Source organism: Citrobacter sp. A316 (assembly GCF_002042945.1).
Lineage (GTDB): Bacteria > Pseudomonadota > Gammaproteobacteria > Enterobacterales > Enterobacteriaceae > Citrobacter > Citrobacter portucalensis.
Map to the genome: position 1 here is coordinate 95,426 of NZ_MVFZ01000018.1, position 15,852 is coordinate 111,277.

The 15,852-nt window shown below is 53.2% G+C and carries 12 protein-coding genes; 8 read left to right on the plus strand and 4 right to left on the minus strand.

Features of this window, described 5'->3' with window-relative positions; all coding sequences use genetic code 11:
- Nucleotides 1–71 precede the first annotated feature (71 nt).
- Nucleotides 72–1,628: a bifunctional UDP-sugar hydrolase/5'-nucleotidase gene (locus tag BZK41_RS20320; protein WP_079939336.1), complete on the plus strand. Its 1,557-nt coding sequence runs from the start codon at nucleotides 72–74 to the stop codon at nucleotides 1,626–1,628.
- Between the two features lie 38 nt (nucleotides 1,629–1,666).
- Here BZK41_RS20320 and BZK41_RS20325 read toward each other — a convergent pair whose 3' ends face one another.
- A complete protein-coding gene (locus BZK41_RS20325) occupies nucleotides 1,667–2,044 on the minus strand; it encodes a carboxymuconolactone decarboxylase family protein (RefSeq protein WP_079939337.1) in 378 nt (125 codons plus the stop codon).
- A gap of 89 nt (nucleotides 2,045–2,133) precedes the next feature.
- On the opposite strand from BZK41_RS20325, the gene BZK41_RS20330 reads away from it, so the two are divergent.
- The 3 genes from BZK41_RS20330 to katG all read left to right on the plus strand — a co-directional run bounded on the left by BZK41_RS20330 (nucleotide 2,134) and on the right by katG (nucleotide 6,436).
- A complete protein-coding gene (locus BZK41_RS20330; protein WP_079939338.1) occupies nucleotides 2,134–3,042 on the plus strand; it encodes a LysR family transcriptional regulator in 909 nt (302 codons plus the stop codon).
- 157 nt (nucleotides 3,043–3,199) lie between these two features.
- Nucleotides 3,200–4,087 (plus strand): methylenetetrahydrofolate reductase, encoded by an 888-nt coding sequence (gene metF, locus BZK41_RS20335; RefSeq protein ID WP_003825161.1) that lies wholly within the window; start codon nucleotides 3,200–3,202, stop codon nucleotides 4,085–4,087.
- 168 nt (nucleotides 4,088–4,255) lie between these two features.
- Complete coding sequence (katG, locus tag BZK41_RS20340) at nucleotides 4,256–6,436, plus strand: catalase/peroxidase HPI (RefSeq protein ID WP_079939339.1); 2,181 nt, start codon at nucleotides 4,256–4,258, stop codon at nucleotides 6,434–6,436.
- Between the two features lie 86 nt (nucleotides 6,437–6,522).
- Here the strand turns inward: katG and BZK41_RS27070 are convergent, their stop codons facing one another.
- The 3 genes from BZK41_RS27070 to ptsP are packed head-to-tail and all read right to left on the minus strand — an operon-like array spanning nucleotide 6,523 to nucleotide 10,818.
- Nucleotides 6,523–7,626 carry a glycerol dehydrogenase gene (locus BZK41_RS27070; protein WP_139762637.1) on the minus strand — a complete coding sequence of 368 codons (1,104 nt, stop codon included), beginning with the start codon at nucleotides 7,624–7,626 and terminating at the stop codon, nucleotides 6,523–6,525.
- A 12-nt stretch (nucleotides 7,627–7,638) separates the two neighbouring features.
- Complete coding sequence (gene fsa / locus BZK41_RS27075) at nucleotides 7,639–8,301, minus strand: fructose-6-phosphate aldolase (protein ID WP_003825157.1); 663 nt, start codon at nucleotides 8,299–8,301, stop codon at nucleotides 7,639–7,641.
- Nucleotides 8,302–8,316: 15 nt separating this feature from the next.
- Nucleotides 8,317–10,818 (minus strand): phosphoenolpyruvate--protein phosphotransferase, encoded by a 2,502-nt coding sequence (gene ptsP / locus BZK41_RS20350; RefSeq protein ID WP_079939353.1) that lies wholly within the window; start codon nucleotides 10,816–10,818, stop codon nucleotides 8,317–8,319.
- Between the two features lie 308 nt (nucleotides 10,819–11,126).
- On the opposite strand from ptsP, the gene BZK41_RS20355 reads away from it, so the two are divergent.
- The 4 genes from BZK41_RS20355 (at nucleotide 11,127) to BZK41_RS20370 (ending at nucleotide 15,852) form a co-directional block, all read left to right on the plus strand.
- Nucleotides 11,127–12,206, plus strand: coding sequence for a PTS fructose transporter subunit EIIC (locus BZK41_RS20355; protein WP_003825153.1), 1,080 nt, complete (start codon nucleotides 11,127–11,129; stop codon nucleotides 12,204–12,206).
- Between the two features lie 14 nt (nucleotides 12,207–12,220).
- Entirely contained in the window at nucleotides 12,221–12,541 is a 321-nt protein-coding gene (locus BZK41_RS20360; RefSeq protein ID WP_003825151.1) for a PTS fructose-like transporter subunit IIB, read from the plus strand.
- Nucleotides 12,542–12,710: 169 nt separating this feature from the next.
- Nucleotides 12,711–15,008, plus strand: coding sequence for a formate C-acetyltransferase (locus tag BZK41_RS20365; RefSeq protein WP_079939340.1), 2,298 nt, complete (start codon nucleotides 12,711–12,713; stop codon nucleotides 15,006–15,008).
- Complete coding sequence (locus BZK41_RS20370; protein WP_079939341.1) at nucleotides 14,974–15,852, plus strand: [formate-C-acetyltransferase]-activating enzyme; 879 nt, start codon at nucleotides 14,974–14,976, stop codon at nucleotides 15,850–15,852. Before BZK41_RS20365 ends, BZK41_RS20370 begins: the two co-directional genes overlap by 35 nt.

The window sequence follows — 15,852 nt, forward strand, 5'->3', positions numbered from 1 at the left end:
ATTTTTCTCACATAAAAAAACCTTTCAGAACGTAACGTAGCGATTCTTTATATGACTGAAAGGGATTGATTATGAAGTTAAAAATGCTTGCTGTTGGTGTTCTGGTCTCTTTGCCGCTCTGGGCCAGTGCCAAAGATGTCACGATTATCTATACCAACGATCTCCATGCCCATGTCGAACCTTATAAAGTCCCATGGATTGCTAATGGCTCACGTGACATTGGTGGTTGGGCCAATATCACGACGATGGTGAAGCAGGAGAAAGCGAAAAATAGCGCCACCTGGTTTTTTGATGCTGGTGACTATTTTACCGGGCCATATATCAGCAGCCTGACCAAGGGTAAGGCGATTATCGATATCATGAACACCATGAATTTTGATGCTGTCACCATGGGTAATCATGAATTTGATCACGGTTGGGACAATACGTTGTTGCAGCTGAGTCAGGCGAAATTCCCTATTGTGCAGGGCAATATCTTTTATCAAAACAGCAGCAAAAAGTTTTGGGATCAGCCCTACACCATCATTGAGAAAGATGGCGTGAAGATTGGCGTGATTGGTCTGCACGGCGTGTTTGCTTTTGATGATACGGTTTCCGCTGCGACACGTGTCGGGATCGAGGCGCGGGATGAAGTGAAGTGGTTGCAACGCTATATCGATGAGCTTAAAGGCAAAGTCGATCTTACCGTGGCGCTGATCCATGAAGGCACGCCAGCACGTCAGTCCAGTCTGGGGGGTACCGATGTGCGCCGTGCGCTGGATAAAGACATCCAGACCGCAAGCCAGGTGAAGGGGCTGGATATCCTGATCACCGGTCATGCGCATGTGGGCACGCCGGAGCCGATTAAAGTCGGTAACACCCTGATTCTTTCTACCGACAGCGGTGGTATTGATGTGGGTAAACTGGTGCTGGATTACCAGCAGAAACCGCATCAATTTACCGTGAAGAACTTCGAGTTGAAGACCATTTTTGCTGATGAGTGGCAGCCAGACCCGCAGACGAAACAGGTCATTGATGGCTGGAATAAAAAGCTCGATAAAGTGGTACAACAAACGGTTGCCAACTCCCCGGTTGAGCTGACGCGTGCTTACGGTGAATCTTCTTCCCTGGGAAATCTGGCGGCAGATGCGTTGCTGGCTGCGGCGGGTAAAGATACCCAGTTAGCGCTCACTAACTCGGGCGGCATCCGGAATGAAATCCCTGCTGGAGCCATCACCATGGGCGCAGTCATTAGCACCTTCCCGTTCCCGAATGAGCTGGCAACCATGGATCTTACCGGTAAGCAGTTGCGCAGCCTGATGGAGCATGGCGCGAGTTTAAGCAACGGTGTATTGCAGGTGTCCAAAGGACTGGAGATGAAGTATGACAGCAGTAAACCGGTTGGTCAGCGGGTCACCGTATTGACGTTAAACGGCAAACCCATTGAGGATGCCACGGTTTATCACATTGCCACCAATAGCTTCCTGGCAGACGGCGGTGATGGTTTTACAACATTTACCGAAGGTAAAGCGCGTAACACATCCGGTGGTTACTATGTCTCTAATGCGGTCGTTGATTATTTCAAAGCAGGAAATACGCTGACGGATGAGCAACTCAAAGGCATGCGTGTGGTCGATGTGAAACCGTAGTGAGCTCAGGCCAGCAGATATTCTGCTGGCCTGTTGTTTTAGCCTTTGTGGGAGGCAAACACCTCTTTTGCGGCGAACAAGCCGTTGAGTGCCGCGGGGAAGCCAGCATATACGGCCATCTGCATAATCACTTCAACGATCTCATCCTGCGTTAAACCTACGTGTAATGCCGCGCCAATATGTACCTTCAACTGCGGTGCGGCGTTACCCAGCGCAGTTAATGCCGCGACGGTAGCGATTTCTCTACTGCGTAAATCCAGCCCTGGTCTTGAATAGATGTCGCCAAAAGGAAATTCAATCAGGTATTGGGCGAAATCTGGGGCAATATCTTGCAGACTTTCGACGACTGCATCGCCCCCTTTACCATCCACTTTTTGCAACATCTTCTGACCGGTAATAAAGCGTTCTGAAGGCATCATTTCTTCCTCTTTCATGTGGTCTGTGGCGTGAGGATAGAGCGTGCGGAATGATTGGGATAATACCGTTTCCGTGATACCTTTTCGGTATGACAACCCCGTCTTTGCACTCTCTGGATATTCGCCTGCTGCGTTACTTTGCCGTAGTCGCGGAAGAGAACAATATGAGTCGGGCGGCGCAGCGTTTGTTTATGTCGCAGCCGCCGCTGAGTCGCCATATTCGCCAGCTTGAAGAACGCCTGGGAGTGACGCTTTTTGTCCGTCATACCCGTGGGCTTACGCTGACGGAGGACGGCCAGCGTGTGCTTGATATCGTGCTCCCGCTATTGGCGCTACAGGATAAAACCTGGACGGCGCTGAGTCAGCTAGCGAAAACGGGGGAGCAATCTCTGCGCTTAGGGCTAAGTACGGCGTTTGAGCAGGGCGTTTTCGCTGCACTTGAGTCGCAGCTTATTACGCGAGTACAGAAGCTGCATGTTGTCCGTCATAGTTCGCCTGAACTGGCGCGCCAGGTGCGTCGGGGAAAACTGGATGCCGCGGTGGTAGCACTACCGCTTGAGGCCTCGGGGCTTAGCGTCACGCCGCTTGGCTGGCAAGAATCGATGATCGCCGCTTTACCCGCGCAGTGGGCAGAAGCGACGCTGCCGTCGCTCTCGTTAACGGCGCTGAACCACCGGCCACTGTTCTGGTTCAAACGTGATCGTAACCCCGCCTTCTTTGATTACACCCGACACATTTTTCGTCGTGCGGGTTACTCGCCTGCCTGTATTGAAGAGCCGCTGGAACATGACGTGCTGCTGGCGCGGATCGCGCAGGGTGACGGTCTGAGCCTGATTCCGGCCTCCTTTTCGGCTATCCAGCGTCAGGGCGTGACCTTTCTTCCGCTTACCGATACCGAATTACGTATTAGTACGGGGTTGCTGATGCTGCCTGAGAACGTAACAAAATTAGCGTGGCTGCAGACGGCCATGACGCAATCCCTCATTATTTCAGGCTGATGTGAATTTTTTTCACGTTGGCTGAGTATTCCTCACCTTTAACGATGATTTTTGTGTTGACGCCAGCATGCTTTTCCGTCATTTTTACATCTAGACGTCTAAACGTATAGCAGTTCACAACACAACATATAACGACAAAAGATTGATGAGGTAAGGTATGAGCTTTTTTCACGCCAACCAGCGGGAAGCCCTGAATCAGAGCCTGGCGGAAGTACAGGGTCAGATTAACGTTTCGTTTGAGTTTTTCCCGCCGCGCACCAGTGAAATGGAGCAAACCCTGTGGAACTCCATCGATCGCCTGAGCAGCCTGAAGCCGAAGTTTGTTTCAGTCACCTACGGTGCAAACTCTGGTGAGCGCGACCGTACGCACAGCATTATTAAAGGCATTAAGGATCGCACTGGCCTTGAAGCGGCTCCGCACCTGACCTGTATTGATGCAACTCGCGATGAGCTGCGGACCATTGCTCAGGACTACTGGAATAACGGTATTCGTCATATTGTTGCTCTGCGCGGTGACTTGCCGCCGGGAAGCGGTAAACCGGATATGTATGCCTCTGACCTGGTGACTCTGCTGAAAGACGTTGCGGACTTTGATATCTCCGTTGCGGCTTATCCGGAAGTACACCCAGAAGCGAAGAGCGCTCAGGCCGATTTGCTGAACCTGAAACGCAAGGTAGATGCCGGTGCAAACCGCGCGATTACCCAGTTTTTCTTCGATGTAGAAAGCTATCTGCGTTTTCGCGATCGCTGTGTGTCTGCGGGTATCGATGTGGAAATTATTCCGGGCATCCTGCCGGTATCCAACTTTAAACAGGCGAAAAAATTTGCCGATATGACCAATGTTCGTATCCCTTCCTGGATGTCGACCATGTTTGATGGTCTGGATGATGATGCCGAAACCCGCAAGCTGGTGGGAGCGAATATCGCCATGGACATGGTGAAGATCCTGAGTCGCGAAGGGGTGAAAGATTTTCATTTCTATACCCTAAATCGCGCCGAGATGAGCTACGCTATTTGTCACACACTAGGTGTAAGACCGAATTAAACAGATGCCCCAGCCCTCTACGGAGGGCTTTTTATTGATCATTTTGATCTACATCTCTGTAACTTAAAATATAAAAGGAATTAGCTATCGAATCTGTGGGTTATTTCGACTATATCTTATCTCTGGTGGTGTATATCGTAGTCAGAACACTGTAAAGGGAGCATATAGATGAGCATGTCCGACGATAGCCAGAACGCATCAACTGCCGGTAAGTGTCCTTTTCATCAGGGCGGTCACGATCAGAGTGCGGGAGCAGGAACGAATAACCGCGACTGGTGGCCTAACCAACTCCGCGTTGATCTTTTAAACCAACATTCCAATCGTTCGAACCCGCTGGGTGAGGACTTCGACTACCGTAAAGAGTTTAGCAAACTCGACTATTCTGCCCTGAAAGGGGATCTCAGAGCCCTTCTGTCCGAATCTCAACCGTGGTGGCCCGCTGACTGGGGAACTTATGCCGGATTATTTATCCGCATGGCATGGCACGGTGCAGGGACCTATCGTTCCATCGATGGACGCGGTGGCGCGGGTCGCGGACAGCAGCGTTTTGCACCACTGAACTCCTGGCCGGACAACGTCAGCCTGGATAAAGCGCGTCGTCTGCTGTGGCCAATCAAGCAGAAATATGGTCAAAAAATTTCCTGGGCCGACCTGTTTATCCTTGCGGGCAACGTGGCGCTGGAAAACTCCGGCTTCCGTACCTTTGGCTTTGGTGCCGGTCGTGAAGATGTCTGGGAACCGGATCTCGACGTAAACTGGGGTGATGAAAAAGCCTGGCTGACCCACCGTCATCCGGAAGAGCTGGCGAAAGCGCCGCTGGGCGCAACCGAAATGGGTCTTATCTATGTAAACCCGGAAGGGCCGGACCATAGCGGCGAACCGCTTTCTGCGGCAGCGGCGATTCGTGCGACCTTCGGTAACATGGGCATGAACGACGAAGAAACCGTGGCGCTGATTGGCGGCGGTCATACGTTGGGCAAAACCCACGGTGCAGCACCGGCTTCGCACGTAGGCGCCGATCCAGAATCCGCGCCGATTGAAGCGCAGGGTCTGGGCTGGGCCAGCAGCTACGGCAGCGGCGCGGGCGCAGACGCAATTACTTCCGGCCTGGAAGTGGTCTGGACGCAGACGCCGACCCAATGGAGCAACTATTTCTTCGAGAACCTGTTCAAATATGAGTGGGTGCAAACCCGCAGTCCGGCAGGCGCGATTCAGTTTGAAGCCGTTGACGCGCCAGAAATTATTCCCGATCCGTTTGATCCGTCGAAAAAACGTAAGCCAACAATGCTGGTTACCGACCTGACGCTGCGTTTCGATCCTGAATTCGAGAAGATCTCCCGTCGTTTCCTGAACGATCCACAGGCGTTCAACGAAGCGTTTGCCCGTGCGTGGTTTAAACTGACGCACCGTGATATGGGGCCAAAATCGCGCTACATCGGACCGGAAGTGCCAAAAGAAGATCTGATTTGGCAAGACCCGCTGCCGCATGCGTTCTTCAATCCAAGCGAAGAAGATATTCTGAAGCTGAAGGCGACCATCGCCGCTTCCGGGTTGTCCGTGGGTGAACTGGTATCGGTAGCGTGGGCTTCCGCATCAACTTTCCGCGGTGGGGATAAACGTGGCGGCGCTAACGGTGCGCGTCTGGCGCTGGACCCACAGCGTGGCTGGGATGTGAATGCTACCGCGGCACGCGTACTGCCTGTGCTGGAAGGCATTTATAAGTCAGCCCATACCGCTTCGTTAGCCGATATTATCGTGCTGGCCGGTGTTGTCGGTATAGAGCAGGCGGCTAGCGCTGCGGGTGTCAGCATTAAGGTTCCTTTTGCACCGGGCCGCGTGGATGCGCGCCAGGATCAAACGGATATTGAGATGTTCGAACTGCTCGAGCCGATTGCTGATGGTTTCCGTAACTACCGCTCTCGTCCTGACGTGTCGACCACCGAGTCGCTGCTGATTGATAAAGCACAGCAGCTGACGCTGACCGCACCGGAAATGACCGTGTTGGTGGGCGGTATGCGCGTACTGGGCACCAACTTCGACGGTAGCCAGCACGGCGTCTTTACCGATCGTCCAGGCGTACTCAGCACTGACTTCTTCGTCAATCTGCTGGATATGCGTCATGAGTGGAAGGCGGTTGATGAGTCACAAGAGCTGTTCGAAGGTCGTGACCGTCTGAGCGGTGAAGTAAAATACACCGCAACCCGCGCCGATCTGGTGTTCGGTTCTAACTCTGTACTGCGCGCAGTGGCTGAAGTTTATGCCTGCAGCGATGCCCACGAGAAGTTCGTGAGAGATTTCGTTGCCGCATGGGTGAAAGTGATGAACCTGGATCGTTTCGATCTGCTGTAACAGGCAATGCCGGATGTCGCTTGCGCGTATCCGGCATGGTATGAATAAAAAAATCCCCGCGATTGCGGGGATTTTTTATTGGCAGCTTATTCCCACTCTTGCAGGTAACGTTGACCGTACTGATCAGCCACCAGCAGGGCGGCATATACCTGGTCCGGCGTTGCGCCGCCAGGCATGTTGTGGATGGTTTCGCCTTCGGCACAGGCTGCCTCAGCCACAATGCGCATTTTCGCTGGGATATCCTGTTTGATGTCCAGTTGCGCCAGGGTAATTGGCAGTCCAACGGAATGACACAGCGCCGCCACGGTTTCAATTTCATCGACCGGCGCGTTTTCCAGCACCAACTGCGTCAGCGTACCGAAAGCCACTTTCTCGCCGTGATAGTAGTGATGCGCATCCGGGATTGCGGTCAGACCGTTATGAATGGCGTGAGCCGCTGCCAGACCACCGCTTTCAAAACCAACGCCACTCAGATAGGTGTTAGCTTCAATGATGCGCTCCAGTGCTGGAGTCACCACGTGCTGCTCGGCTGCCAGCATCGCTTTTTCACCTTCTTCGATCAGCGTATTAAAGCACAGCTCTGCCAGCGCCAGCGCCGCCTGAGTACACTGACCGCCCGCCATGGTGGTTGCGCCGCTACGTGAACAGGCGCGGGCTTCGAACCAGGTCGCCAGCGCATCGCCAATACCCGCAGCTAACAGACGCGCCGGTGCGCCCGCGACAATTTTGGTATCAACAATGACCCTGTCCGGGTTGTTGGGCAGCAGCAGATAGCGATCGAATTCACCGGCATCGGTGTAAATGACGGACAGCGCGCTGCACGGCGCATCGGTAGAGGCGATGGTTGGCGCAATGGCGACAGGCACGCCCATAAAGTGCGCCAGCGCTTTGGCGGTATCCAGCGTTTTACCGCCGCCAATACCAAGTACTGCGCCACACTGCGCTTTTTCCGCCACGCCGCGCAGACGGTCGATTTCGTTTTGTGAACATTCGCCGCCAAACGGTGCAATTTCCAGCGCCAGTCCGGCATCCTGGAAGCTTTTTTCCAGTGCGCCCAGGGCAAAACCTAAGACAAACTTGTCCCCAACGACCAGCCAGCGTTCTGCCAATGGTTTGAGGTAGCTGCCAAGACGGGTAATAACATCGGCACCCTGGATGTACTTACCAGGTGATTGAATAATGCGATCCATACTTTATTTCCCTCACAGGTTGATGTGACCAAATGCGTTGTTCCAGTCCTGCTCAAACTTCTCTATTGCTGACTCTACCGCAGGGGTATTGAGCATTTGTTGCGCTACGTCTAATGGCAGGGTGATTGCTTCACATCCTGCCAGTAAGCAATCCAGCGCCTGACGCGGGGTTTTAAAGCTGGCTGCCAGTACCATGCTGTTTGGCGCATGCAGTTCCAGTAACGTTTGCAGTTCCTGTACAGTGCGAATTCCGTCGCCGCCCTGCGCGTCGATACGGTTAACGTAAGGTGCGATATATTTAGCTCCCGCCAGCGCAGCCAGTAGCCCCTGAGAAGCACTGTAAACGGCGGTTCCCAGCGTGGTGATACCCTCTTTTTTTAGCATCTTAATCGCGGCCAGACCTTCGGATGTCACCGGGATTTTCACTACCAGACCAGGCACCGCATTGCTCAAGCGTTTAGCTTCTTCCACCATGCCCTGCGCGTCTCGACTCATGGTTTGGGCAAACAGAATACCCTCTTCGCCGATGGCGTTTTGCAGGCGCGGCAGTACATCCCAGATGGATTCTTTGCTTGCCGCTACAATGCTTGGGTTGGTGGTAACACCTGCGATAGGGAAGATGCGTGCCAGACGTTCAACTTCCGCGACGTTGGCGGTATCAAGGTAAAGTTCCATACAAAAACATCCTCTTTAAAGTTCAAGTTCATGCTGCAACAGGCTGGCGATAGCGTCGGCTGAGGCGGCGCTAACCAGCGCGTTACGGAATTCTTCATGCATAATGCGGCGCGCCAGACGCGAGAAAATACGCATATGCTGATCGCCAGCGGCATGTTTGTTGAGCGTCAGCATAATAATGAACTGCGCATCATCATCACCCCAACGTACCGGCGCTTGCAGGCGCGCTACGCTGATGGTGGACTGCTCAATATGTTCGGATTTGCTGTGTGGAATGGCGAAGCTAAAACCTAATCCGGTAGAGAAGACGGCTTCGCGTGCCCACAGGTCTGCTTCCAGTTTACGTGGATAGCGGCAACGGCCTGCCAGCAGGAGGTTGTCGGTCATCCCTTTGATGACCTCTTCTTTACTGCGCCAGTCGCTATCCAGCGTGATGCACTCGGCGGTAACCAGCGGAGTATCCTGTTGGGTCATGCGGAACTGGGCCAGCAGATGTTCGACCTCCAGCGAAGTTCGACAAGCCATCGCTTGATTCAGCAACTGACGGCAGGCACGGCTGTCGAGTTGCGCCATCCGCGCTTTGGCGGCGGGAATGGAGGGAGCGCTCATGCTAAGTTCGTCCAGACCCAGTCCCACCAGCAGTGGCAGTACAGAACCTTTGGCACCCAGTTCACCGCACAGGCCAATCCACTTCCCCTGTCGATGTACTGCCTGCACGGCGTAATCCAGTGCGCGCAGGAAGGCCGGATTCAGGCTGTTGTAGTGGCGGGTAACTTTGGCGTTGTCGCGGTCGACCGCCAGTAAGTATTGCGTTAGGTCATTGCTGCCAATACTAAAGAAATCAATCTCTTCGCAGCATTGGTCAATGATGAACATCACAGACGGAACCTCCAGCATAATACCGAGCTGGATCTTCTCATCAAACGGAATGTGTTCACTTCGCAGTTGCTGCTTGGCTTCAGCCAGTTTCTCTTTGACCCACAGGATCTCTTCCATGGAGGAGATCATTGGGATCATGATTTTCAGGCTACCGTGCGCTGAGGCGCGCAGGATCGATCGCAGTTGCGTGGTAAACAATGCGGCATATTCTTCATAGATACGCACCGCACGATAACCGAGGAACGGGTTGGCCTCAGCAGGAATATTCAGGTAATCAACGGGTTTATCACCGCCGATATCCATGGTGCGCACAATAATGCTGCGTCCCTGTGCGGGTTCCAGCGCCTGGCAGAAAATGTTGTATAGCTCGTTCTCATCCGGGGCGCAGGTACGGTCCATATACAGCATTTCCGTACGGAACAGGCCAACCGCTTCCGCACCGTTACTAAAGGCTGCCTGCGCTTCCACGGAGTGGGCGATGTTGGCGGCGACTTCCATGCGGATATCATCAGCCGTGCGTGCCTCCTGGGTCAGCCAGATACGTTGCTGTTCCCGAATGGCATCCTGGATACGGGCTTCTTGCTGATAGTAACGTACGACGGATTCATCAGGGGCAACGACGACTGCTCCTGCGTTACCATCGATATAAACTGTTTGCTGCAGCCATGGCCTCAAAGATTCAATATCTACGCCAACCAGCGTAGGGATGTTGAATGACCGGGCGAGAATCACCGTGTGTGACGTAGTACCACCGCTTTTTAACAGCAAGCCTTTCAGCAATGTTTTATCCAGTTCGAGGAACTGGCTCGGTGTTAGCTCATCCGCCATGCAAACCGTAGGCTGGGTCAGTTTTCCCGGCGCAGGGAAGCGCTGTTCTCCATAAATTTGCTGCAGAAGCTGGAAGCAAACATCGCGTACATCCAGCGCACGCTCCTGTAAATAACTGCTGCTTGAACGGGAGAATTCATCACAAAAATGTCCGGCACTTTCAACAACCGCCTGGGCGCAGCTTAACCCGCGTGATACGCCGGCGAGCAGGTGCTGGCGCAGTGAGAGGTCGCTGGCCAGCGAGCGGTGTGCTTGCAGAATCGCGCTGGTAGCGCCGTCGCTGTCGAGTAATCGAAACTCAATATTCTTCATCAACAGCGTTAAACCGTTATCCAGTGCTGCTTGCTCGGTTTCAATATCCTGAGCGGATGGAAGGTTACTGAGCGCGTTGAGATCCAGCGAAGAAAGCAGACTCAGAACGCCTCCTGCGCTGCCGCTGCAAACGGTGCGAGCGCGGAAAAGCTGTGGATTTAAATGGGTGAGCGATGCCGGAAGTGGCTCCAGCTCGTTGTTCTTGGCTTCCGCTAGCGGTGCATCGCAGTGCGGAAATTCATTACGTAACCATTGGCTCAGATGCTGGTGAGCTGCTTGTTCATCTGTACCGGAAATCAGCAACTGGCAGCTATCACCCGCCAGAGTATCGGTACCAATCAGCGATAACGCGCTCTTAGCGTTGCCCTTACGTTCGGTACGCAGGTTGTGCCACTCAATGTGCGAGGTAAAGGTGTTGCACTGCGTTTCTATGTGGCTTGCCGGGCGTGCATGTACGCCATTGGGTAGCTCACAGGTAAATTCCACAATCAGGGCCATAGCCTCATCTCCCATAACGATTTCTCGCTACAGGATAAAAGGGCAACGCCTGAGCCTGCCATGTGACAAATCTGCCAAAAACTGGATAAATGTAATGTAACCATCAAAGTGAGACATCCCTCACAAGTCAGCGTATCCCCTATGAATTCCGAGAAACTGCAAGTTATGAGGCGGATCGCATTTTTGTACTGACATTACAAAAGTCCAGCAAATGGCCTTTTTATCCACTGTTTGCGTCGCGTCGGATTGCCTATTGTTTTCCGCAACAAGTTTATGGATATGGGCTTTAGGCAGCCCGGGAGCGACGTATGAAAGAGTTGGTACAAATCCTGAAAAATACTCGTCAGCACCTGATGACCGGTGTTTCGCATATGATTCCCTTCGTCGTAGCGGGCGGTATTTTGCTGGCTGTCTCCGTCATGCTGTATGGCAAGGGCGCGGTACCGGATGCTGCGACCGATCCTAATCTCAAAAAGCTTTTTGATATTGGCGTCGCCGGGTTGACGCTGATGGTGCCATTTCTTGCCGCTTATATCGGCTATTCCATTGCTGAACGTTCTGCTCTGGCCCCTTGTGCGATTGGCGCATGGGTGGGAAACAGCTTCGGTGCCGGTTTTTTTGGCGCATTAATTGCCGGGATTATTGGCGGTATCGTCGTCCATTATCTGAAGAAGATCCCGGTTCATAAGGTGTTGCGCTCGGTAATGCCCATCTTCGTTATTCCTATCGTCGGCACTTTTATCACCGCAGGCATCATGATGTGGGGCTTGGGAGAACCCGTTGGCGCGTTAACCACGAGCCTGACCGAGTGGCTGCAGGGTATGCAGCAGGGCAGCATCGTACTGCTGGCGGTAATTATGGGACTGATGTTGGCCTTCGATATGGGAGGGCCAATTAACAAAGTTGCCTACGCCTTCATGCTGATTTGCGTGGCGCAGGGGGTTTATACCGTGGTGGCAATCGCTGCGGTGGGGATCTGCGTGCCGCCGCTGGGTTTAGGTTTGGCGACGTTGATTGGTCGTAAGAATTTCTCTTCTGAAGAACGCGAAGCCGGTAAAGCTGCGCTGGTAATGGGTTGCGTTGGCGTAACAGAAGGCGCGATTCCGTTTGCTGCAGCCGATCCGCTGCGCGTCATCCCATCGATTATGGTGGGTTCCGCCTGCGGCACGGTAACCGCCGCCCTGTTTGGTGCGCAGTGTTATGCCGGCTGGGGCGGGCTGATTGTTCTGCCTGTAGTGGAAGGAAAACTGGGTTATATCGCGGCGGTTGCCGTTGGTGCTGTAGTGACCGCCGTGTGCGTTAACGTACTGAAAAGTCTGGCGCGGAAAAAAGTGTCTCAGGTCGATCAGAAAGAAGATGACCTGGATTTAGATTTTGAAATGAATTAAGTGAGGAATGAGTCATGACCAAGATTATCGCAGTAACCGCATGTCCTTCTGGCGTTGCCCACACCTATATGGCAGCCGAAGCGCTGGAAAGCGCCGCTAAAGCCAAAGGTTGGCAAGTAAAGGTTGAGACTCAGGGGTCGATCGGTCTGGAAAACGAACTGACCGCGGCGGATGTGGCGGAAGCCGACATGGTTATTCTGACCAAGGACATTGGTATTAAATTTGAAGAACGTTTTGCGGGCAAAACTATCGTTCGCGTCAACATCAGCGATGCAGTGAAACGTGCCGACGCCATCATGAACAAGATTGGCGCGCATCTGGCGCAAACCGCTTAACTTTTCATTTTTAGAGCCTGCTTCATCAGGCGTTATCGTTGCAGGCAGTTTGAACACGGACAGCGCGCAGGAACCCGAGCGTACACGCAGTACGTGAGGGGCGCGAGCACTGCCCTGGCTCAAAATGACAAATAAGATAGCTTGATGGACAGGTTCCAGGGAGTTCCTCATGACTAACCGTATCCAACGTTTAAAAACCGCTCTGTTTCAGAACAACCGTGAAATTTCGCTTGAGCGTGCGCTGTTATATACCGCCAGCCACCAGCAGACGGAGGGAGAGCCGGTTATTCTGCGTCGGGCGAAAGCCACCGCATATATTCTTGAGCACGTTGAGATTTCGATTCGTGATGAGGAACTGATTGCCGGAAACCGTACCGTTAAACCGCGTGCGGGCATTATGTCGCCGGAAATGGATCCTTACTGGCTGCTTAAAGAGCTGGAGCAGTTTCCAACCCGTCCGCAGGACCGTTTTGACATCAGCGAAGAGGATAAACATCGCTATCGTGATGTGCTGTATCCGTACTGGGAAAAGCGGTCGATGAAAGATTTCATCAACGGTCAGATGACCGATGAGGTAAAAGCCGCCGTCAGTACCCAGATTTTTAGCATTAACCAGACTGACAAAGGTCAGGGACATATCATTATTGATTATCCACGCCTGTTGAATCACGGGCTTGGCGAGTTGGTAGCGCAGATGCGGGCGCATTGTCTGCAGCAGCCGGATAATCACTTTTATCAGGCTGCGCTGTTGCTGCTTGAGGCTTCGCAAAACCATATTCTGCGTTACGCTATGTTGGCAGAGAAGATGGCGGAAAGCTGCCCGGATGCGCAGCGACGCCAGGAATTACTGACGATTGCTGAAAACTCCCGGCATAACGCCCAGAGTAAGCCGCAAACCTTCTGGCAGGCATGTCAGCTGTTCTGGTACATGAACATTATTTTGCAATATGAATCCAACGCCAGTTCTCTTTCACTCGGCCGCTTCGACCAGTATATGCTGCCGTTTTATCAGGCCTCGCTGACGCAGGGGGAAGCCCCTGCATTCTTACAGGAGATCCTCGAATCCCTGTGGGTAAAATGTAATGACATTGTGCTACTGCGATCCACCAGCAGCGCGCGCTATTTTGCTGGCTTCCCAACAGGCTACACCGCGCTACTGGGGGGATTAACGGAGAATGGTCGTAGTGCGGTAAATGTGCTGTCTTTCCTCTGCCTTGATGCGTATCAGAATGTACAGCTGCCACAACCAAATCTCGGTGTGCGCACGAACGCGTTGATCGATACACCGTTCCTGATGAAAACAGCACAGACCATTCGTCTTGGTACCGGCATCCCACAAATCTTTAACGATGAAGTGGTGGTGCCCGCGTTTCTGAATCGCGGTGTTTCGCTGGAAGATGCGCGGGATTACGCGGTAGTAGGCTGTGTCGAGCTGTCTATTCCAGGCAGAACATACGGTTTGCACGATATCGCCATGTTTAATCTGCTGAAAGTGATGGAAATCTGTCTGCATGAGAACGAAGGCAACCGCACGCTGACGTACGACGATCTCCTGGCGCATATTCGTGCCAAAATCAGCCACTACATCACGTTGATGGTCGAGGGCAGTAATATCTGCGATATCGGTCACCGCGACTGGGCGCCGGTGCCGCTGCTCTCCTCGTTTATTAGCGACTGTCTGGATAAAGGGTGCGATATTACCGACGGCGGCGCGCGGTATAACTTCTCCGGCGTACAGGGGATCGGTATTGCAAACCTGAGCGATTCGCTGCATGCGCTCAATGGGCTGGTATTCGAACAACAGCGCTTATCTTTTGATGAGCTTTTGTTGGTGCTAAAAGATAACTTTGCTACCCCGGAAGGCGAGAAAGTTCGCGCCAGGCTGATCAATCGCTTCGAAAAATACGGCAACGATATCGATGATGTAGATAACATCAGCGCCGAACTTCTGCGTCATTACTGCAAAGAGGTAGAGAAATACCAGAATCCACGCGGCGGGCAATTTACGCCGGGTTCGTATACCGTCTCTGCGCACGTGCCGCTGGGTTCGGTCGTTGGGGCAACACCGGATGGCCGCTTCGCCGGGGAACAACTGGCAGACGGGGGCCTGTCGCCGATGCTGGGACAGGATATGCAAGGACCGACGGCGATATTGAAGTCGGTCAGCAAGCTGGATAACACGCTACTTTCCAATGGGACGTTGCTGAATGTGAAGTTTACGCCAGCCACACTGGAAGGTGAGGCCGGTTTACGCAAGCTGGCGGATTTTCTGCGGGCATTTACCCAGCTTAAACTCCAGCATATCCAGTTTAACGTGGTAAATGCCGACACATTGCGCGAAGCACAGCAGCGCCCGCAGGATTTCACCGGGCTGGTGGTGCGCGTGGCGGGTTACAGCGCCTTCTTTGTCGAGCTGTCGAAGGAGATCCAGGATGACATCATTCGCCGCACCGCGCATCAACTGTGAGGTAATTGATCCACGTGGCGAGGAAGTCGCGCGTATATTCAACATTCAGCGTTACTCACTGAATGATGGGCAGGGTATTCGTACGGTCGTCTTTTTTAAAGGCTGTTCGCATACCTGCCCTTGGTGTGCTAACCCTGAATCTCTCTCCCCGCGTATTGAAACGGTACGGCGGGAGAGTAAATGCCTGCACTGCACACCCTGTCTGCGTGATGCTGACGAGTGTCCCTCCGGTGCGTTTGAGCGTATTGGTCGTGATATCACGCTGGACGAGCTGGAACGCGAAGTGATGAAAGATGATATTTTCTTTCGCACTTCTGGTGGGGGGGTGACGCTTTCCGGCGGTGAAGTGCTGATGCAAGCGCCCTTTGCCGCACGATTCCTGCAACGTCTGCGGCGCTGGGATGTGCGCTGTGCAATTGAAACGGCTGGCGATGCGCCGGCCGGTCGCTTGTTATCGCTGGCAAAAGAGTGTGATGAGGTGCTGTTCGATCTCAAAATAATGGATCGAGATCTGGCTCGTGAGGTCATCAACATGAACCTGCCGCGTGTGCTGGCGAATTTACGGTTATTGGTGGAGGAAGGGGTTAATGTCATACCTCGCCTGCCGCTGATTCCGGGCTTTACGATGAATTCAGATAACACGCAGCATGTGTTGACGATGTTGTCATCACTAGGCATAAAGCAGGTACACCTGCTACCGTTTCATCAATATGGCGAGCCAAAATACAGCCTGCTCGGTTTGCTCTGGTTGATGAAAGAAGTGCCCGTACCGACGGCGCAAGAGGTGGATAGTATACGTAAGATGGCAGAATGCGCCGGATTTCAGGTAACAGTAGGAGGATAG

Coding starts and splice junctions, on each gene's coding strand:
- BZK41_RS20320 (WP_079939336.1), top strand. CDS start 72: ATGAAGTTAAAAATGCTTGCTGTTGGTGTTCTGGTCTCTTTGCCGCTC.
- BZK41_RS20325 (WP_079939337.1), bottom strand. CDS start 2,044: ATGCCTTCAGAACGCTTTATTACCGGTCAGAAGATGTTGCAAAAAGTG.
- BZK41_RS20330 (WP_079939338.1), top strand. CDS start 2,134: ATGACAACCCCGTCTTTGCACTCTCTGGATATTCGCCTGCTGCGTTAC.
- metF (WP_003825161.1), top strand. CDS start 3,200: ATGAGCTTTTTTCACGCCAACCAGCGGGAAGCCCTGAATCAGAGCCTG.
- katG (WP_079939339.1), top strand. CDS start 4,256: ATGAGCATGTCCGACGATAGCCAGAACGCATCAACTGCCGGTAAGTGT.
- BZK41_RS27070 (WP_139762637.1), bottom strand. CDS start 7,626: ATGGATCGCATTATTCAATCACCTGGTAAGTACATCCAGGGTGCCGAT.
- fsa (WP_003825157.1), bottom strand. CDS start 8,301: ATGGAACTTTACCTTGATACCGCCAACGTCGCGGAAGTTGAACGTCTG.
- ptsP (WP_079939353.1), bottom strand. CDS start 10,818: ATGGCCCTGATTGTGGAATTTACCTGTGAGCTACCCAATGGCGTACAT.
- BZK41_RS20355 (WP_003825153.1), top strand. CDS start 11,127: ATGAAAGAGTTGGTACAAATCCTGAAAAATACTCGTCAGCACCTGATG.
- BZK41_RS20360 (WP_003825151.1), top strand. CDS start 12,221: ATGACCAAGATTATCGCAGTAACCGCATGTCCTTCTGGCGTTGCCCAC.
- BZK41_RS20365 (WP_079939340.1), top strand. CDS start 12,711: ATGACTAACCGTATCCAACGTTTAAAAACCGCTCTGTTTCAGAACAAC.
- BZK41_RS20370 (WP_079939341.1), top strand. CDS start 14,974: ATGACATCATTCGCCGCACCGCGCATCAACTGTGAGGTAATTGATCCA.